The organism is Acinetobacter sp. ACIN00229 (genome assembly GCF_016106645.1).
GTDB classification, from domain to species: Bacteria; Pseudomonadota; Gammaproteobacteria; order Pseudomonadales; family Moraxellaceae; genus Acinetobacter; species Acinetobacter oleivorans.
In genome coordinates this window covers 1-19,702 of sequence record NZ_JADWOM010000022.1, presented here as the reverse complement: position 1 = coordinate 19,702, position 19,702 = coordinate 1, and the positions used below count along the sequence as shown (strand labels likewise).

General features: G+C 38.4%; 17 protein-coding genes and 1 other RNA gene. 13 read left to right on the top strand and 5 right to left on the bottom strand.

The window, feature by feature from the left end:
- Positions 1-68: 68 nt before the first annotated feature.
- Positions 69-542, top strand: a complete 474-nt coding sequence (locus I7H67_RS17070) for an OsmC family protein (protein WP_198308425.1) — start codon at positions 69-71, stop codon at positions 540-542.
- A 75-nt stretch (positions 543-617) separates the two neighbouring features.
- Here I7H67_RS17070 and I7H67_RS17065 read toward each other — a convergent pair whose 3' ends face one another.
- Positions 618-995, bottom strand: coding sequence for a VOC family protein (locus tag I7H67_RS17065; RefSeq protein ID WP_042897761.1), 378 nt, complete (start codon positions 993-995; stop codon positions 618-620).
- Positions 996-1,375: 380 nt separating this feature from the next.
- Here I7H67_RS17065 and I7H67_RS17060 point away from each other — a divergent pair, with 380 nt between their 5' ends.
- Both I7H67_RS17060 and I7H67_RS17055 read left to right on the top strand, forming a co-directional pair.
- The gene (locus I7H67_RS17060) at positions 1,376-1,828 is read left to right on the top strand and encodes an ABZJ_00895 family protein (RefSeq protein ID WP_013198753.1); all 453 of its coding nucleotides are present in this window, start codon (positions 1,376-1,378) and stop codon (positions 1,826-1,828) included.
- An 83-nt stretch (positions 1,829-1,911) separates the two neighbouring features.
- On the top strand, positions 1,912-2,817 hold the full coding sequence (locus I7H67_RS17055) for a TIGR01777 family oxidoreductase (protein WP_198308410.1): 906 nt from the start codon (positions 1,912-1,914) through the stop codon (positions 2,815-2,817).
- Here the strand turns inward: I7H67_RS17055 and I7H67_RS17050 are convergent.
- Together I7H67_RS17050 and hemB are read right to left on the bottom strand one after the other, a co-directional pair.
- Positions 2,809-3,924, bottom strand: coding sequence for an NAD(P)/FAD-dependent oxidoreductase (locus tag I7H67_RS17050; RefSeq protein ID WP_198308409.1), 1,116 nt, complete (start codon positions 3,922-3,924; stop codon positions 2,809-2,811). The genes I7H67_RS17055 and I7H67_RS17050 overlap by 9 nt on opposite strands.
- Before the next feature lie 25 nt (positions 3,925-3,949).
- Positions 3,950-4,963 (bottom strand): porphobilinogen synthase, encoded by a 1,014-nt coding sequence (gene hemB, locus I7H67_RS17045; RefSeq protein ID WP_004794101.1) that lies wholly within the window; start codon positions 4,961-4,963, stop codon positions 3,950-3,952.
- Positions 4,964-5,105: 142 nt separating this feature from the next.
- On the opposite strand from hemB, the gene I7H67_RS17040 reads away from it, so the two are divergent.
- The 5 genes from I7H67_RS17040 to ssrA all read left to right on the top strand — a co-directional run bounded on the left by I7H67_RS17040 (position 5,106) and on the right by ssrA (position 11,363).
- Positions 5,106-5,603, top strand: a complete 498-nt coding sequence (locus tag I7H67_RS17040; RefSeq protein ID WP_004703260.1) for a thioesterase family protein — start codon at positions 5,106-5,108, stop codon at positions 5,601-5,603.
- A gap of 267 nt (positions 5,604-5,870) precedes the next feature.
- Entirely contained in the window at positions 5,871-7,022 is a 1,152-nt protein-coding gene (locus I7H67_RS17035; protein ID WP_005303184.1) for an EmrA/EmrK family multidrug efflux transporter periplasmic adaptor subunit, read from the top strand.
- Positions 7,023-7,028: 6 nt separating this feature from the next.
- Positions 7,029-8,555 (top strand): DHA2 family efflux MFS transporter permease subunit, encoded by a 1,527-nt coding sequence (locus tag I7H67_RS17030; RefSeq protein ID WP_013198748.1) that lies wholly within the window; start codon positions 7,029-7,031, stop codon positions 8,553-8,555.
- A 305-nt stretch (positions 8,556-8,860) separates the two neighbouring features.
- The gene (gene ggt, locus I7H67_RS17025; protein WP_198308408.1) at positions 8,861-10,846 is read left to right on the top strand and encodes a gamma-glutamyltransferase; all 1,986 of its coding nucleotides are present in this window, start codon (positions 8,861-8,863) and stop codon (positions 10,844-10,846) included.
- Between the two features lie 158 nt (positions 10,847-11,004).
- Positions 11,005-11,363, top strand: a transfer-messenger RNA (tmRNA) gene (ssrA, locus tag I7H67_RS17020).
- Between the two features lie 802 nt (positions 11,364-12,165).
- Here the strand turns inward: ssrA and I7H67_RS17015 are convergent.
- Positions 12,166-12,495, bottom strand: coding sequence for a winged helix-turn-helix transcriptional regulator (locus tag I7H67_RS17015; protein ID WP_198308407.1), 330 nt, complete (start codon positions 12,493-12,495; stop codon positions 12,166-12,168).
- A gap of 135 nt (positions 12,496-12,630) precedes the next feature.
- On the opposite strand from I7H67_RS17015, the gene I7H67_RS17010 reads away from it, so the two are divergent.
- Genes I7H67_RS17010 through asnB form a run of 5 tightly spaced genes read left to right on the top strand, consistent with a single transcriptional unit; the run spans position 12,631 to position 18,455 of the window.
- The gene (locus tag I7H67_RS17010; protein WP_198308406.1) at positions 12,631-13,800 is read left to right on the top strand and encodes an MFS transporter; all 1,170 of its coding nucleotides are present in this window, start codon (positions 12,631-12,633) and stop codon (positions 13,798-13,800) included.
- A 12-nt stretch (positions 13,801-13,812) separates the two neighbouring features.
- Positions 13,813-15,018, top strand: a complete 1,206-nt coding sequence (gene hemA / locus I7H67_RS17005; RefSeq protein WP_198308405.1) for a 5-aminolevulinate synthase — start codon at positions 13,813-13,815, stop codon at positions 15,016-15,018.
- Entirely contained in the window at positions 15,011-15,523 is a 513-nt protein-coding gene (locus tag I7H67_RS17000) for a GNAT family N-acetyltransferase (protein WP_198308404.1), read from the top strand. The genes hemA and I7H67_RS17000 overlap by 8 nt, the downstream gene beginning before the upstream one ends.
- Positions 15,520-16,587: a Gfo/Idh/MocA family oxidoreductase gene (locus I7H67_RS16995; protein WP_198308403.1), complete on the top strand. Its 1,068-nt coding sequence runs from the start codon at positions 15,520-15,522 to the stop codon at positions 16,585-16,587. Before I7H67_RS17000 ends, I7H67_RS16995 begins: the two co-directional genes overlap by 4 nt.
- A 17-nt stretch (positions 16,588-16,604) precedes the next feature.
- The gene (asnB, locus tag I7H67_RS16990) at positions 16,605-18,455 is read left to right on the top strand and encodes an asparagine synthase (glutamine-hydrolyzing) (RefSeq protein WP_198308402.1); all 1,851 of its coding nucleotides are present in this window, start codon (positions 16,605-16,607) and stop codon (positions 18,453-18,455) included.
- A 488-nt stretch (positions 18,456-18,943) separates the two neighbouring features.
- Here asnB and I7H67_RS16985 read toward each other — a convergent pair whose 3' ends face one another.
- Positions 18,944-19,228, bottom strand: coding sequence for a hypothetical protein (locus I7H67_RS16985; protein WP_198308401.1), 285 nt, complete (start codon positions 19,226-19,228; stop codon positions 18,944-18,946).
- Positions 19,229-19,702 lie beyond the last annotated feature (474 nt).

Here is a 19,702-nt window from a genome sequence, read left to right as displayed (position 1 = left end):
TAAATTAATTTTTCACTTTAAACTTTGCTTTGTTACTATCAGGTCAAACCATGGACTTTGAGAACAAAATGACCATTCATGAATACGAAGTAAAAATACAGTGGGAAGGGAATACAGGAACTGGCACTTCTTCTTATCGTTCATATAAAAGAGACTTTAGTATTCAACATCCGCAAAAAGCCACGATACAAGGTTCATCAGACCCAGCCTATTTAGGTGATGTGACCAGATGGAACCCAGAGGATTTATTGGTTGCATCAGCTTCAGCTTGTCATAAACTTTGGTATTTACACCTATGTGCAGTTAATCATATTCATGTGCTGAGTTATATCGACAAAGCACTTGGCTTTATGGAGGATGCAGATCCAGTCAAACGTGGTCACTTTACCCAAATTATTTTAAGACCAGAGATTGTTTTGGAAAAAGGTGCTGACCAAGAGCTTGCAGCAAAATTGCATGAAGAAGCGCATCATGAATGCATGATTGCCAATTCGGTGAATTTCCCAATTACATGTGAAGCCACTTTTAGCTTTGCCGAATAACCAATATGAAATAGCCAACGATAACAAGGCGGTGGCTATACATAAAAAAATAAATAGAGTCGTTAAATAAGATCTTTAAGCTGCATTTTCATCGACTTGGAAAATACCAAAAACGTTGTGGTCTAAATCGACAAAGTAACCATGCCAAGCACGGCCCGGAATGGCGAATTTATCCATTGCGACAATGCCACCTTGCGCTAAAATTTTTGCAGCTACTTCATCGAAGTTTTCGACTTGAATCGAGCAGGTAAATGCATTGGTGCCATATTCCATTGGCGGCGTTTGGGCTGGGCGTTTTAATAGTCCACCCATAATTGAAGGTGTCTCTATGCGGTAATATTCAATCGGTAAGTTTTCATCGAGTTTAAATTGCCAGCCGAACACAGTTTGATAAAACTGCGCATCACGGGCAGGATTTGAAGACTGGATTTCAAAATAGGCAATATTGTTCATATTATTTAAAACATATTTTTATGGTGCAAAAAGTATACGCATAGCCTTTATAGCCACGAAAGGACTATTGTGTATGCTGAGCGTAAAATAAATGAAAGTGCCAGAAAATAAAAACCGACGATTCGAGTGATGAGAGAATCGTCGGTCAAAAACTTCATCAAGGGTTTCGGCTGCTAACAAAACCTAATCTGAAGGAAGAAAAGAGTCGTAATGAAAGGTCACCGAAACAATTTTGCGGATGCCGTGCAAAGGAAGTATTCGGTTGCTGCGACCTTATTACCCTATATAACGTCAAGAGATTCGAATTGGTTGACAGAAAAATGAAAAAAAATCGAAAAAAATTTATAATTATTTTTTGAACCCATAAATTAGGCAAAAATATGACCAAATTACGTACTTACTTTCTCTGGTTTTTTGCTTTATGCATTGTACTCACCTTAATTGTAGGTGTGGTTGCAGCACTATTACCAGCGAGTGTAGGCGGTATTTTAACAGCCGTTCCATATTTGGGGGCAATGATTTTTGTCTTATTTAAATTTTTAAAGAAAGAACGCCGTGCACCGACTGTACAAGAAAAAAAGAAATTTACTTTAGGTTTTACCCTGATTTTTTGGGGCTATAACTTATGTGGTGTTTTATTTGGCCTGTTTTTATTTGCTAGAAAAGACCCAGAGATTTTGCAGAACTTTATGCTTTACCTCAAACAACCTCAGTTCTTGAGCATTATGGTGATTATGCTTTTAATGTTAGCTATTCCGCTTTATTTAATTACCTACTGGTTTTATGGCAAACAGGCACAGCGAATGGCAGACAAAATGTTTAATGTGCAATAGATCACTACATAAACAGCTACGATTAAATATAAATGAGTCTTATATAATGAAATAAAACTTGTGTCCTCGGCTTTGGAGGAATTATGAATAAGAATGTATTAATCACGGGTGCCAGTGGTTTTATCGGAACGCATTTAATTAAGTTCCTGCTGCAAAAAAATTATAACGTGATTGCTGTGACGCGGCAGGCTGGAAAGAAATCTGACCATCCTGCCTTACAGTGGGTGCAAAAATTTGAAGATATTTCGACACGTCAAGTTGACTATGTAGTGAATTTGGCAGGCGCAAATATTGGCGAAAAACGCTGGACTGAGTCACGTAAAAAACAACTCATTGAAAGTCGAGTAAATACGACCCGAAAGTTATATGCATGGCTCAAGCAATCTGAAATTTTTCCAGAAGTGATTGTCTCTGGTTCTGCAATTGGTTATTACGGAATAGATGATCAAGAAAAGTGGGCAGAGGTGTGCACCGAACAAAGCTCGCCACAGCCTATTTTTATGTCCGAGCTTTGCCAAGAGTGGGAACACGCAGCTTTAGCAGACGCTCAGCAAAATACTAAAATTATTCGCTTAGGCGTAGTGTTTGGGCAGGGCGGTGGCATTTTGCCTAAAATTTTGCTTCCGATTCGACTCAATTTAGTCGGTCAAATTGGTCACGGTCGTCAGCCTGTAGTATGGGTACATATTGAAGACGTGTTAAGCGCTATCGAGTTTATATTTCAGCATCCTCAATCTGCTCAAATTTACAATGTTGTGGCGCCAGAAAATGTGACCCAAAGGGTATTTGTTGAACAAGCTGCCAAAGTTTTGAATAAGAAACCACTGTTGCCGGCGCCTAGTAAGGTTTTTCGCTGTTTGTTGGGGGAACAATCGCAATTGATTTTGAATGGTCAATACGTTAAACCCGAAGCCCTGCAAGCAGAAGGATTTGAATTTGCTTATCCTCAACTAAAAATGGCTTTAGAGAATGTACTCGCGTCAGGCTAAGATTTTATTTTGCAAACGCTCTGGCGAATATGCTTTGGCATCAACTAATGTCGGTTGACCCAGCATAAGCTGACGGAGCAATTGTGCAGAGCCTGCACCCATACATAACCCATTTCTAAAATGACCAAAGTTTGCCCAGAGGTTATCCATTTCAGGCATTTTGCCAATGTACGGAACGCCATTTGGTGAACTTGGTCTGAGGCCTGCCCAGCGCTGTACAATCGGGAAATCGGCCAGTTCAGGCACCATTTCTAAACATGCTTCTAAAATATTGTGCTGGGTGGTTTCATCGGTCGAAGTGTCAAAACCACGATGTGCCATGCTTGACCCACAAACAATATGACCGTCCATACGTGGAATCAAATACATCACTCGATTCATGCACATGGTCGGTAGCCAGTGAGCAGGGGTTTTAAATAACAGCATTTGACCTTGAACAGGTTCGACTGGAATGTCGAGTTGTAATTGTGAGTTCCAGTAATGACTCCAAGCCCCCGAAGTTATTACAAAATGGTCTGCTGTATGTTTTCGACCATCTTCAGTTTGTAGGGCTTGTATAACGTCGCCATGTTGAATCAGTTTTTTAACAGCAGAGTGCTCAAAAAACTCAACATTTGGATGTTGTTTTAAATAGCTAATCAGGGACTGTAATACTCGTGGATTGCGAATATTAGACAGTTCAGGGAAATAAATGGCTTCTTGAAACTGATCGGAAATATGCGGATTAACTTGTTCTAGCGCATCTCGCTGTAAATATTCACAGCGCTGCATCGGTTCTTGATACTGTTCGGCGTAGGACAAACCAACGTCAAAATCTTCTTCATCAAAAATCAGCATGCCGGTGTCATGAATTTCAAAATCAATCCCTGTAATAGGGTAGAGCTTTTGGTTCCATTCTTGATAAGAGGCTTTACCAAATTGAGCAAGTTGATTCACTGCATGCACATAGCGCCACGGATACATCGGAGAGAGAATACCTCCGCCAGCCCAAGAGGCTGCTTGTCCCGCTTGTTGTTGATCAAAAATGCTGATGGTACAGCCTTGTTCAACCAACTCCAGCGCAGACATTAATCCACTTATGCCCGCGCCAATGATTGCAATATGCATGCAGTGTTATCCTTTCTCTGCGAACTTAGTTCATTTCCTTGAGTTTTTCGGCAGCGGTTTCTGCAAAGTAAGTCCAGATTCCGTCTGCACCAGCGCGGCGGCAGCACATGAGTGATTCTAAAATGACTGAGTCTGATAACCAGCCATTTTGAATTGCGCCAGCTAACATCGCGTATTCGCCACTCACTTGGTAAATGAATGTCGGAACACCAAAGGTATCTTTCACTTCACGTACCACATCCAGATATGGCATGCCCGGTTTTACAATCACCATGTCGGCGCCTTCTTGAATATCAAGCGCGATTTCATGTAACGCTTCGGCACGGTTGGCAAAGTCCATCTGGTAGTTATACTTATTACCACCTTTTAGGTTGGATGCAGAGCCAACAGCATCACGGAACGGACCATAGAAGCTTGACGCATATTTCGCAGAGTAGGCCATGATGTTGGTGTAGATGTGACCATTGGCTTCTAAAGCTTGACGAATCGCGCCAATGCGGCCATCCATCATGTCACTTGGTGCAATCACTTCAGCACCTGCTTCTGCGTGACTTAACGCTTGTTTAATTAAGCACTCTACAGTCTCGTCGTTCAGCACATAGCCCGTTTCATCAATAATGCCGTCTTGACCATGAGTCGTGTAAGGGTCGAGGGCACCATCAGTAATTAGTACCATTTCTGGTAATTCTTTTTTAAGTAAACGGCACGTGGTTTGGACTAAACCATCTTCGTGCCATGCAGCTTCTGCGGTGAGGCTTTTATCTTCTTGCGGGGTAACTGGAAAAAGAGCCAGTTTTGATACGCCCAATTCCAAAAGTCTTTCAGCTTTTTTCAGTAACAAATCTGCCGACAAACGCTGAATGTTTGGCATACTTGGAATATCTTGGGTTTGATTTTGTCCCGGTAATACAAATACTGGATAAATCAAGTGATTGGTAGTGAGCTGTGTTTCGCTGACCATCGCACGCAACTGGTCATTTTTACGGATACGGCGCATGCGAGTGGCTGGAAATGCAGGACGATTGAACGTATAAGTCATAACAATCTCGATGTTCGGTATTACACTAGGATAGGTTGGCGGATATTCCATTACTGTCAACCGACTGCTGTATTGTAGCCCCATAATGCTGGATTTGTACAAAATTATGGGTGTTTATCATGCTTTTAAATTTAGGCAACGTATGAGTGATGAAAAGAAAAATTGGACTGGGAACATCCATTTAGGTGCAAAAACTGACCTAACTGTGGTTCTCAACCAATTATGTAAGGCGTTTAATAGCTCTCCTTTTTTTAAGCATAGTGGAATGATTATGCGTGTAGTGGACGGGCACATTGAAGGCTATATCGAGATGCAACCCAACCTGATTGGCAATCTGGCATTTCAGATTTTGCATGGCGGCGTTGCTGCAACCTTGCTCGATAGTATTGGTGGAATTGTGGCCATGGAACATCTCTATCGCCGTTCAACCCCAGAAACTTTAACTGAAACGATTAAACAAGTGTCGCGTTTGGCAACAGTCGATATGCGTGTAGATTATTTAGCACCGGGGCGTGGTAAGTATTTTATTGCCCGTGCTGAAGTGTTACGTTTAGGTCGTAAGGGCTGCACCATGCGCATGACCATGGTCAATGATGAAGATAAAGCCATTGCTGCGGGTATTGCTTCATATGCCTATTAAGCAATGAATTGAACCATTTAAAAGCGCCGAGTGCGCTTTTTTTAGTGTTTGAAAAGCAGGAATTTTCACAAAAACTTTGAGATAAACATTAATTTAATTAGAACGAACGCATGAGTTATAAATTTTTATTCTCATATTATGAGGTTTTAGCGTTAAAATTACCTCCTTTGACAATGCGATATGTCTTGTTTATAGAAAAATAAAAACTCTATAACAAGGTGTAGTGCGAGATTGATGGCAAAGCCAACTCATCTTTAGGAACATACCATGACTGATGCACAAAGCAATGTAGAAGAAACAGTGCCAACAACATCTGCCTCGGATGACAACAATCAAAACAAGCGCAAAAAATTTCTTGGTTTTTTTGCGCTGATTTTATTGATCGCCGCTATTTTATATGCAATTTGGGCATTATTTTTGAACAACTCCGTGAGTACGGATAATGCTTATGTCGGTGCTGAAACCGCGCAAATTACTTCAATGGTGAGCGGACAGGTCGCTCAGGTTGTCGTAAAAGATACCCAAACGGTACATCGTGGTGACGTGCTGGTTCGTATTGATGACCGTGATGCCAAAATTGCATTAGCGCAAGCTGAGGCGGAACTCGCAAAAGCAAAACGCCAATACAAACAAACCGCAGCAAACAGTAGTTCTTTAAACTCTCAAGTTGTGGTTCGTGCTGACGAAATTAACAGTGCTAAAGCACAGGTTGCTCAAGCGCAAGCTGACTACGACAAAGCTGGGTTAGAACTTAACCGCCGTGCACAACTTGCCGCGTCTGGTGCAGTGTCTAAAGAAGAACTCACTAAGGCACAAAGTGCAGTTGAAACAGCCAAAGCCGGGCTAGAGCTTGCTAAAGCTGGTTTAGCGCAAGCGTCTTCAAGTCGTAAAGCTGCCGAAAGCACCTTAGCTGCAAACGAAGCCTTAATTCAGGGTGTAAGCGAAGTTTCAACACCTGATGTACAAGTTGCACAGGCACATGTTGAACAAGCTCAGCTTGATTTAGAACGTACCGTGATTCGTGCGCCAGTTGATGGTGTGGTCACACGTCGTAATATTCAAGTTGGTCAACGTGTTGCACCGGGCACCAGCATGATGATGATTGTGCCGCTGAATGATTTATATGTAGATGCGAACTTTAAAGAAAGTCAGTTGAAAAAAGTCCGTCCGGGTCAAATCGTTACGCTTACTTCAGATTTATATGGTGACGATGTTGAATATCACGGCAAAGTGATGGGCTTCTCTGGTGGTACAGGCTCTGCCTTTGCCTTAATTCCGGCTCAAAACGCAACAGGTAACTGGATTAAAGTGGTTCAACGCTTACCAGTTCGTATTGCACTTGACCCGAAAGAACTTGCTGAACACCCACTGCGTGTTGGCTTGTCGATGGAAGCAAAAGTCGACTTATCTGCGAAGTAAACGCTTATGAAAACGCAAACACCTTTTGCCGAACTAAGCGGTGGCCGTTTATTACTGGCAGCGTTTGTTATTGCCTTGTCGAACTTTATGGTCGTGCTTGATACGACCATTGCCAACGTATCTGTACCGCATATTACCGGTAACCTTGCTGTTTCAAGTACACAAGGAACATGGGTTGTTACGTCGTATGCAGTTGCAGAAGCGATTTGTGTACCTTTAACCGGTTGGCTTGCAGGGCGCTTTGGAACTGTTCGGGTTTTTATTTTTGGCCTGATTGGTTTTACCATTTTTTCTTTCTTGTGCGGTCTAGCAAACTCGTTAGGCATGTTGGTGTTTTTCCGTATTGGACAAGGTCTATGCGGTGGCCCACTCATGCCACTCAGCCAAACTTTGCTCATGCGTATTTTCCCTCAAGAAAAGCATGCACAGGCGATGGGCCTATGGGCAATGACGACCGTCGTTGGGCCAATTTTAGGACCAATTTTGGGTGGTCTCATTAGTGATAACCTGTCTTGGCACTGGATTTTCTTTATTAACATTCCGGTCGGCATTGTTTGTGTTTTAGCGGCAATCCGTTTGCTTAAACCAGCCGAAACAGAAACGATTTCTTTAAGAATCGATACCGTCGGTTTAGGTCTGTTAATTCTGTGGATTGGTGCGCTACAGCTTATGCTCGATTTAGGGCACGAACGCGACTGGTTTAATAGCACCAGCATTGTGGTGTTAGGCTTGACTGCCGCCATAGGCTTTGTGGTGTTCCTCATATGGGAGCTGACAGATAAGCATCCCGTCGTGGATGTGAAAGTCTTTAGGCATAGGGGCTTTGCAATTTCAGTACTGGCCTTGTCGCTCGGCTTTGGAGCGTTCTTTGGCAGTATTGTACTGATTCCACAGTGGCTGCAAATGAACCTTTCCTACACCGCCACGTGGGCTGGTTATTTAACCGCAACCATGGGCTTTGGTAGTTTGACCATGTCACCGATTGTGGCAAAGCTTTCGACCAAACATGACCCACGAGCACTAGCGAGTTTTGGTTTGATATTGCTGGGTGGCGTGACCTTAATGCGGGCATTCTGGACCACAGATGCCGACTTTATGGCACTGGCTTGGCCGCAAATCTTGCAAGGTTTTGCTGTACCGTTCTTCTTTATTCCACTGTCGAATATTGCACTCGGTTCAGTACTCCAGCAAGAGATTGCATCTGCTGCCGGTCTTATGAACTTCTTAAGAACCATGGCAGGGGCGATTGGTGCGTCAATTGCAGTGACCGTGTGGGACGACCACGCTAAAGTTGCACGTAGTGAAATGGTATCAAACCTAAATACTGCCGAAGTTCAAAATAACCTTGCGCAAAATGGTTTTTCGGCTGACTCGACTTTAGGGATTATTTCAAACCTTGTTGATAAAGAAGCGATTACCATGTCGGCAAACCATGTATTTTTGCTGTTTGCAATGGTGTTTGTTTTTGCGGGGCTGGTCATTTGGCTGTGTCCGAAACCCAAAGGAGATGTCAGCGGAATGCCATCTCACTAAACAAAAAAAGCATCTCTTCGGAGGTGCTTTTTTTTAGATCTATTAAAAAATAGAGCGAGTCTATAAATGGCAGATTTTGCCTGTATTTAGCGAAATAAAGCATGCCAGAATCGGGCAAATCAGTTATAAAAGAGTGTGATATCAAGTAAGGAGGCATAAGACAGGGCACAGGATAAAACGCCCTTAAACATTCAATATTATAAAACCTTATTTTTATCAAAGATTAAAAAAACTTAATACCTGAAAACAAAGAAGCTTGCATGGCAATTGCATGGATAGGCAGGCGTATATATTGGAGTTATCACGTGAATAAAAGATATTCATTTTTGTTCAGTAGTTTATTAGCAGTCGGTTTATTACAAGGATGTGGAGATGACTCCTCGTCAGATCAGCCCAAGGATGATTCAAATACAACCCCGCCCAATTTAATTGTTGATAATGACCCCACCAGTTGTAGCAAACTGGCACAAGACGGATCAAACGTGGTGGTCGGTTCAAACCAAAATGGTGACCCAGCAGCGCCTGAGGGGGCATCGGGTTATAGACTCGGTAACACGGTCAAATACGCAGATAAATATATGGTGGTGGCAAATACGCCACTTGCGGTAAAAGCGGGTTGTGATGTTTTAAGAGCAGGCGGTAGCGCAGTCGATGCAGCCGTTGCGGTACAAGCGGTGCTAGGTTTAGTCGAACCTCAATCGAGCACCATTGCTGGTAGTGGTTTTATGATGTATTACGACGCCAAAACCAAAAAAGTCACTGCATACGATGGCCGTGAAACCGCACCAGCCGCAGCCAACGAATATTATTTAATTCGCCAAGATATATATGACCCCAATTCACCAGCGCCTGTACCAAGTGCCCGCCGTAGTGGTCGCTCGATTGGTGTACCGGGTGTAATGCGTTTACTTGAACAAGCTCAACAAGAACATGGCAAGCTTAAGTGGAACCAGCTTTTTGGTGAAGCGATTGGTTTGGCTGATAACGGTTTCCGTATTCCGGGGCGTTTGGCAGATGCAATTGCAAGTAATGCAAACAACTTAGCGCTCGATGCAAATGCAATGGCAACCTATTTCTACACAGATGGTTCACCTCGTAAAGTGGGTGAGACCATGACCAATAAAGCCTATGCAAAAACTCTAGAAGCACTTGCCACACAAGGCGCAAATGCGCTGCACACGGGTCCAATTGCCCAAGCGATTGTGGCAAAAGCAGGACAGACATTAGGGGATGACCCAGCACGAACTCCAATTACGCCAAGTTTAATGACCTTGCAGGATTTGTCTAACTATCAGGTTAAAAAACGCGACCCGATTTGTACGACGTACCGTGACCGTTACTATGTTTGTACCATGCCGCCTCCATCTTCGGGAGGAATTGCAGTTGCACAGACGCTGGGTATTTTAGAAAACTTTGATATGTCGCTTTATCCACCTAAAAACCCTGAAAATGAAGGTGGTGTGCCAGATGTAATGGGCGTGCATTTAGTGTCTGAGGCAGAGCGTTTGGCCTACGCTGACCGCGATAAATATGTGGCAGACACTGACTTTGTTGCCTTACCAGCACAGGGTATTGCAAGCTTTATTGATAAAAATTACTTGAAGCAACGTGCAGGACTGATTAACCCGAATCAAAGTATGGGCGTTGCGCCAGCGGGTAATTTCAACCCAGCTTCGGGTGTCGACACGACTGTTGAACACGGAACAACTCAGTTCACGATTGTAGATGCCTATGGCAATGTGGTTTCAATGACATCGACTGTTGAATCGAGCATGGGTTCATTCCACATGGTAGATGGTTTCTTGCTGTCAAACCAGTTAACTGACTTTAGTGCCAACCCGCTAGACAGCACGGGAGCACTGGTTGCCAACCGTGTAGAAGGAGGCAAACGCCCACGCAGTACCATGGCGCCAACTTTGGTGTTTAAAGGCACCACGCCAGATGAGTTTTATATGGCAACAGGTTCACCAGGTGGTGGTACGATCATTCAATATGTGGTTAAAACTTTGGTGGGTGCGCTGGACTGGAACTTAAATGCACAGCAGGCGACCTCGCTTGTTAACTTTGGTGCGACCAATAGCAAAAACACCAATGTGGATAGCTCGAATGTGCAGCTTTCTTTGCTTGATTTGATTGAAGGCTTAAAAGCAAAAGGGCATGGCGTTGCCAACACTGCGCAAACCAGCGGTATTTCTACGATTATGAAAGTAAATATTAATAATCAGAGTAAATACGCAGGTGGGGTAGACCCACGCCGTGAAGGTATTGTGTTAGGCAATGGTGCTTTATAGACCAAACTTTAAAAAAGCTGTCATTTTGGCAGCTTTTTTATGTGACCCTTGAAAAAAACAAAACGGACTCAATTATGTAAATATGTTCATCAGTAGCAGACTGTTGATAAAATGCACAGTATTTTATTTTAGTTATGCTATGATGTTCAGACATTCATGGGGATGTTATTGGCTTCGACGCTGGTGATGAAACTCATAGATGCATGCCGAGAGCGCATTTTCTCTCGTAAATCAAATTTGCATATTTTAGTCGCAAACGACGAAACTTACGCTCTAGCTGCCTAAGGGCAGTTTGTCCGCTTCCTAGAATACTTGTGGTTTAGGAACCCGACCGTAGCGCACGCACACAAGTCCGTATAGAGTCAAGCCTCGGGGCTTTATACCAAACTTAGAGGATCGCAACTTGTACCCTGTTCGTCGGGTCACTTGGTGTTAAAACAATAGACGATATCTAAGCATGTAGTATTCTCGAGCGTAATGCTGGCGGACGCGGGTTCAACTCCCGCCATCTCCACCAAGATTCGTGAAAAACCCTGAAACGTAAGTTTCGGGGTTTTTTATTATTTAAGTTATGTAGTTAAAGAATTTTATCTTTAATATTAAATGTATCTTTTAGAGATAGGGCTGTACTAGATTTACTACCAAAAATAACTGCACATACATAACAGATTACAAATATAGATCTAGAGTAAAGTCTTATCTTGTTGTAAGAGGCTTGGCTAAACTATCACTTGAAGCTTGGGAACAATGTAAACGAAATCCCTCTGGCGCAGCCAAGATTTTAATTAAATTATGTATTAGATATCCACAAGTAATAAAGATATTAACTTTTAAAACCTATTTAATAACAATGTGTTATATTAATATTGGAGAAAGCTATTAAATACAAATACAAATACAAATTGGGGATATTATAAAATCACTTGCTCCCAGTTTTTTAAAAATTTAAATTATTCAATATATTATAAAAAAATTGGAGAAAATTTTTGTTTACTAATATAGTTAAACATATTGGTATAATTGCCTATTTATATTAATAATTTAGTAGCTATTAATTAACTATGAATAAATCTTGATCCGTACACATCATTTTGAGAGGGCTAGACACAAGAAATTTTTGGATTCATTGAATTAAGTTGGTTTCATATTGAAACTCCAAAGCAAGTTTGAAGAAAATTGGAATAAATATACCGATTGGTAAAAAAATTAACAAAAAAAAACATGAACTTTTTATGAATTTTATCCATAAAAACAGGGAAATCACGTAACAATTTTTTTCTCTTTTTTAGTTTTAAAAGAAAATCTTACTGTGAAAGTTCTTATGAAAATTCAACATTCCTATCTCTAATCCATTGCCCATAAATTCGCAAATTTATAATTAGTGGTTCTAAATATTTTCCATCATTAGTAATAGAATATTCAACTTTTACGGGCTTTTCATCGATGACTTTTCGAGATATAAAACCCTGATCTTCAAGTGATTTTAATTCTAAAACAAGCATACGCTGGGAAATATTTGGGATACTTTTTTTAATTTCATTGAATCGACGTGGCTGTTCTAATAAATAAGACAGAATCATCATTTTCCATCTACCACCAAGTTGAATCATAACTTCTTCTACAGGACAACCTGATCTATTTTCTTTCATTATTCAGTTTTCGTTACTAACTACCAAAAATTATACCTAATAACATTATTTAAATATAGTACCAAAAAAGTGAGTTATTTACTTTTTTTATATATTTTGTATTTTAAAAACAAATATCAGCTAAGACACATTAATATGAGTTCTACAAAGTCGAATAAAATAAATTTTGAAATTGTATATTTTGTAGCCTTAGGTGCATTTTCTTTGGGAATGTCATCTTATATTACTGCTGGGCTAATTCCATTTATTCAAAATGAATTTAATATATCTATAGCTTTAACTGCTCAATTAGTTACTGCTTTTACTCTTGCTTATGGTATAGGTTCACCATTAGTTGTGGCATTGTTGCCAGAAAATAAACAAAAACTTGGTATCATATTAGCATTATTCGTATTTGCAATAGCTAATTTTATAAGCGGTATTGCTCCTGACTTTAAAACATTATTTATTTCGAGAATATTTTCGGGAATAGGTGCGGGAGTTTATCTGGCAATTGGTATCTCAGTTTCTACTGCCGTCGTATCTGTCGAGAATAGAGGGAAAGCTATTTCATTAATTATGAGTGGAATGGCGGCAGGTACAGTCTTAGGTGTACCAATTGGTCTGCTAATATCACAAGCTTATGGTTGGCAGATTTCAATGTTTATCATAGCGATTTTAGGACTGATTTCCCTGATTGGTTTAGTTGTTAAACTTCCTCAAATTAGTTTAGAAAAGCAGAGTCTTATTGATAAATTAAAGATATTAAAAGATAAAAAAGTTTTAGGTATTTTATCTATTTCATTAATTGCTGCTATTTCTAGTTTAGGTTTATATACATATTTAGCTCCTTTTATGGCTTATTCAGATTTTGGTTCTGTTAGTAATATTACTCCGTTTCTTTGGGTTTGGGGGGTAGGTGGAATAGTCGGTAGTTACATTATTGGTCATTTTTCTAATAAAGTAAAAAATACAAAATTAATAGCAATTATTATGCTGATTCTTGCTTTATCTCTGATCGTAATTCCTTTTTTGGCCTATATTAATTCTTGGCTGGTATTAATCCCTATTGCAATATGGGGTGCTGTGGGTTGGGCTTTACAAGTTCCCCAAAATGATCAGTTAATTAATGCAAGAGAAAATAAAGGAGGTGGTAATTTAGCAGTAGCTTTAAATGAGTCTGCATTATATTTAGGTGGTGCAATTGGTTCTGGGTTAGGTGGGTTAATTTATTACTTTAATCTTAGCCCATGGTTATTACCTATCCTTGCTGGATTAGTTGCATTAATTGGGCTTTTCATTCAATTAAATTTCAAAAAATCATAATGGAGTGCAATCATGTATACGTTGTTGGCTGAAAAAAAGGTACAGGAATTAAAGGATAATTCTCAGTATAGGGATTTTACGACTATAGATAGGATATGTAAGCAGTACCCGCTTGCAAAATGTTTGAATACAAATAATGAAGTTATTGTTTGGTGTAGTAATGATTATCTAGGTATGTCTCAACATCAAATTTTAAAAGAAACAATGCATAAAGTAATCGATAGTCACGGTGTGGGCTCTGGCGGATCAAGGAATATTGGCGGTACACATTCTTTTTTTAAAGAATTGGAAAGTAGTATTGCAGATTGGCATGGTAAAAAAGCAGCTCTAGTCTTTCCTACGGGATACAGTTCTAATGATGCAACTTTACAATGCTTGTTGAATATTTATGACAATTGTATAGTTTTTTCTGATGAAAAAAATCATGCATCAATTATTAATGGTATTAAAAGCTCAGGTATTTCTAAGAAAGTATTTCATCATAATGATGTAAATCATTTAGAAGAGCTTTTAAAAGCAGAGCCTATAAGTAGACCAAAAATTATCGCTTTTGAATCTGTTTATTCTATGGATGGTGATATTAGCCCAATTAAAGAAATCGTGGCTTTGGCAGAAAAATATAATGCTTTGACTTATTTAGATGAAGTTCATGCAATTGGCATGTATGGTCCAAATGGCTCGGGTATTGCAGCTAGTTTAGGCATTGCGAATAAAATAGATATTATACAAGGAACTATGGCTAAAGCTGTGGGGGTAATTGGTGGTTATGTCGCTGGTTGTAACTATATTATAGATGCAATTCGCTCATATGCTTCAGGATTCATTTTTACAACTGCTTTACCTCCATCAATAGTTGCTGCTTGTTATGTAAGTATTGAATATTTAAAAAAATCAAATATTGAGAGAGAAATATTAACACAAAAGACAAAAAAAATAAGATGCCTATTTGATGAAGCAGGTATACCTATTCATCCTGATAGTTCAACTCATATTTTACCGGTAATCATCGGTGATTCAACTAAATGCAAACAAGCTGCAAGTTATTTATTAGAAAAACACAATATTTATATCCAACCTATTAATTCTCCAAGTGTTCCCGTGGGCACAGAAAGGTTTAGGATTAATGTTACTCCTAATCATTCTGACGAGCATATTAATCATTTAGTTAGTTCTTTAAAAGATGTCTTTGATTATTTTGGGTTAAAGCGTTATGTCTAATATAATTGTAAAAAAAGATTATTGTATTCGTGAAGCTGAATATAAAGACATTAATCAGTTATGCGGATTAAGAAAAATTTTACTTTCCAATAGTAGTGGGCATTATTCTTCTCAAAATGCGAAAGAGGAAATTGAATGGTTAAATGCTTATAAAAAATGGTTGGAAGAAAATATTGGTAACTCAAGTTTCTTAATTTTAGTTAATGAAGATTTAGACAGACAAAAGGTTATAGGTTGCGCTATTGCTATAATAGATAAGCGTGTACCTATTAATGGTTGTTTAAATGGAAAGTCTGGCTGGATTCAAACAGTCGTAGTTGATCCAAATTATAGAAAAAAAGGAATAATGCGTGAAAATATGTCAGTAATAGAGAGTTGGTTTCTGGAAAATTCAGTCTTTAAAATTTATTTACAAACAACAGTTATGGCGGAGAGTTCATATTTAAATATCGGGTTTAATGATACTGGTGAAAAATATTTTTATAAGAGTTTGAGCCAACTATGAAAGTATTGATTATAGGTATGGGGTATGCAGGAAATAGATATCTTAATTGTTTAAAAAATATTTCAGACAGATACAGTTTAGAAGTTGCATACTGTGATCTTGAAAACAAAGGATTAGATATTCTTTATTTTGAATCAGCATTTATTGCATTGTCTAATTTTAAACCTGATCTTGTTATTATTTCTAATTCGGATGGATTTCATTTTGATGTAATCAAAGAATTAAAAGACTTTAAGGGGTTTGTTATAGCAGAAAAGCCCTTAATTTCACCATCTGATAGTTGTAGCCTCACTAAAGAAAACTTAGCGAATATCTCTGGTTTTTGTATGGATTTGGTTGAAAGATATTCTGAAAATACATTTTTTTTGAAAAACTTTATATTTATTGAAAACCTTAGATTAGTTAAATGTAATTTTGCTTGGGCTAAAAATCGTTTAGGTGATTATAGATCTACAACTGGTGTTATTAGTGAAGTAATTCATCCTTTGGATTTGATTAATTATATTTGCTATCCAAAAGATAAATTGATTTTAAAAAAAATCATTGGATTGCGTTCGGATTTCTCAATTTCTGGTGATAATGTTGCTGATTCTGTTTCTTTAATCGCAGAATTGAATCAAGCAAAGGTGATTGGTTATAGTAGCTTTGTTAATTTAACTAGAAATAGAAATATTGACTTTATTTTTAAGGATAAAGATCAAAATTTAATATATGTCACACTTGTTTATGATAATCCAACTTGGGATTCAGATTATTTGAAAATCTGGAAATATGATAGTGATTTTAATGAAATTATTTTACATGAAAATAAAACTTTTTCTTCGGTTGAAGAGCAATACAAGACTATTTTAAAGCTGTCAAAAATGGTGGTTGATGTTTTAAATTTTATTAAATTTAAACAAATGCCAGAAACTGATTTTTCGGATTTAAATTATGCTCTATATCTTCAAGATTTATTAAATCAAATTGATATTAATATTGGAGAGGATGTTAAGTATAAGTATTTTAAAAATACTAATTTACGATTTTTATTTAGTAGTAATGATTTAGAAAAACTTGGTTAATATTATATAGGTGATTTATGTGTGGTATCGCTGGTTGGCTTTCTTTTAGTCGTGATTTGAATAATGAAGCAAAAACGATTTGTCGTATGGTACAGACTATGATGAATCGTGGTCCTGATGAGGAAGGCATTTGGATTAATGGTCCAATTGCTTTGGGGCATAGACGACTTTCTATTATTGACTTGGCTGGTGGTAAACAGCCTATGGTTGATTTAGTGGATGATAATAATAAAGTTGCCTTGATTTACACTGGTGAAATTTATAATTTTCAAGAATTACGTGCTGAGCTGATATCTCGTGGTCATGTTTTTAATACTAAAAGTGATACAGAGGTTGTCTTAAAATCTTATGTTGAATGGGGAATAGATTTTGTAGATAAACTGAATGGAATGTACGCATTTGCGATTTGGGATGATCGTATTCGTAGTTTATTTCTGGTTCGTGATCGTATGGGGGTTAAACCTTTATATTATTACCCCACAGCAGATGGTGTTTTGTTTGGATCTGAACCGAAAGCAATATTAGCAAATGATTTGGCAAAATCTGTTGTAAAAGCGGATGGTTTGCGTGAAATTTTTGAAATGGTGAAAACTCCAGAGCATGGTATTTTTCATGGAATGCATGAAATTCGTCCAGGTCAATTTTTAAAAATTGATTCATCCGGTATTCAAAAATTTCAATATTGGAAGTTAGAGGCTATTGAACATACTGATGATTTGGAAACAACTATAGGCACTACGCGTGATCTACTAGAAGATATTGTTTCAAAACAGATTGTATCTGATGTTCCATTATGTAGCTTACTTTCAGGAGGCTTAGATTCTTCCATTATTACTTCTTTAGCTTCAAAAAAATTATTAAATGGTGGTCATGAAAATATCCGGTCTTTCTCCTTGGACTTTGTGAATCATGGGTCTGGTTTTGTAAGTGATTCCGTTCGAGGAACTCCTGATGCTCCTTTTGTTAAAGATCTTGTTGATATGATCGGATCATCTCATAAGGAAATTTTAATAGATAGTAAAGATATGGCAGACAGTCATTTAAGAGAAAAGATTATTCGCGCTTTGGACCTCCCTCCTGCATTCTGGGGAGATATGTGGCCATCTCTATATAAACTTTTTGAAGAAGTAAAAAGAAATTCTACAGTTGCTTTATCAGGAGAGTCTGCGGATGAAGTTTTTGGTGGATATCGTTGGTTCCATGACCCTGAAGCGATTAATTCGACGACTTTTCCTTGGCTAACCTCGGTTACAGCAAAATATTTTGATGGAAAAACATTGTTTTCAAATGATCTTTTGAAAAAATTAGATTTGGATGATTTTGTCCAAGATAGTTATTCACAAGCTTTGGCTGAATCCCCAATATTATCAAATGAGAGTCTTGTTGATAAACGAATGCGTCAGATGAGTTATGTAAATTTAACTCGTTTTGTACAGACTTTGTTGGATCGTAAAGACCGAATGAGTATGGCTGTTGGGCTTGAAGTACGTGTGCCATTTTGTGACCATCGTTTAGTACAATATGCTTTTAATATTCCGTGGCAAATGAAGTCTTTTGATGGTCGTGAAAAAAGTATTTTACGCGCTGCTACCAAAGATATTTTACCTGAATCAATCTCGCAGCGTGTGAAAAGCCCTTATCCATCAACACAAGATCCATCGTACGAAAAAGCATTAAGACAGGGTATTGAAGCAATTATAAATGATAGTAACGCCCCAGTTTACGGCTTGCTTGAAAAGCATAATGTAAATCAGCTCTTACAGAAAAATTTAGGTTCTTCTTCACCAATGTACGACCGTATGGGAATGGAATTAGCCATCGGTTTAAATAGTTGGTTAAAACAATACAGAGTGAGTGTAGAAATATAATAACTGCCTACCCTAAAATAAATTGACAGCCTTTTTTAACCGAGTTAAACATTAGCTCGGTTTTTCTAATTTCATACATCTGATTTGATTAATGATTTTAAAATTATTGAAAGATATTCCTCTTTTAATTTTTATTAACAAAGTTACATTTTTTTTTGCTTATTGGCTCATAGAAAATAAGAAATATACCGCTATTGATGATTGGCCATTAGACTGGAAAATTAATGTTTATATTGGTATCACTGTATGTCTAATTTCCTTAATGTCTTACACAAGGTAAAAGATATTGAAAAGCAGTTAGTGATTCCTAATCACTATATTACTGTAGAGCGAACTCAGAAGGCTGACAGATAAGCCTATATCTTAGTCATGATCAGTTCGCTTTGATTCCCCCAAGGCCCCCGTGCCACAACAGAACTTTAATTTTTTGCGCTGATTTAAAGTTATCCACCATTGCGACACAGAGATAAGGGAGCTAAGCCAAACGCTTAGCCCATGTCTTCTTTATCGCACCGCCGCATCACACTAAAAAAAGTAGGGGCAAAGTCCTGTGGGAGAGCAGGACTTTGCAAACTGACATGTTCTAGACGTTGTATGAGCTTATGCGAATACACTTGTTCAAGCCGTTGGTAAATACAGTCGCAACTGGCTTGGGTGTGCCCACCAGACAGGCAAATTTCTTCAAAATCCTGCTGAGTGTGAATGTCGCAACCAGAAACACCGTAATCGCCTATTAAAAGGCTTAAAGCCAAAATAGGTTTATAAAGTTTCATATTATTCTCGTGATAATTTTCACTAAGTTATTAATAAAAAATAAGCCGCTTATATTTAAGGTATTAAAATCATTTTTAAAGGCAATAGTTAACCCGCCTGTAATACAGGAAAATAAAATGATTAAAATTTTAAAATAAAATTATTTATAAATTTAAAATATTTTAGGTGAGAGAAAGCCTAAATTTTAAATAAATAAAATTACGAGAGAGGATAGGGGATTAATATAAAAAAGGTCATGGTCAACTCCTAGAATTTATGGAGCTCTACCACCAAAGATCACCGTCAATTGATTATGGTGGTAGAACGAAAGGGGGTTAGCAGACTGGGATCCAAGGAACCAGCACGCGCGAGCGCGTCCCCCTCCCGTCCTACCGCAAAGAAAAGGGACGCAAGGGTCTAACGACTTATAGTGGAACTATAACCCGCCATGGATCTACGGTCTGCTAAAACCGACTGGCAATGTAGGCCAGCGA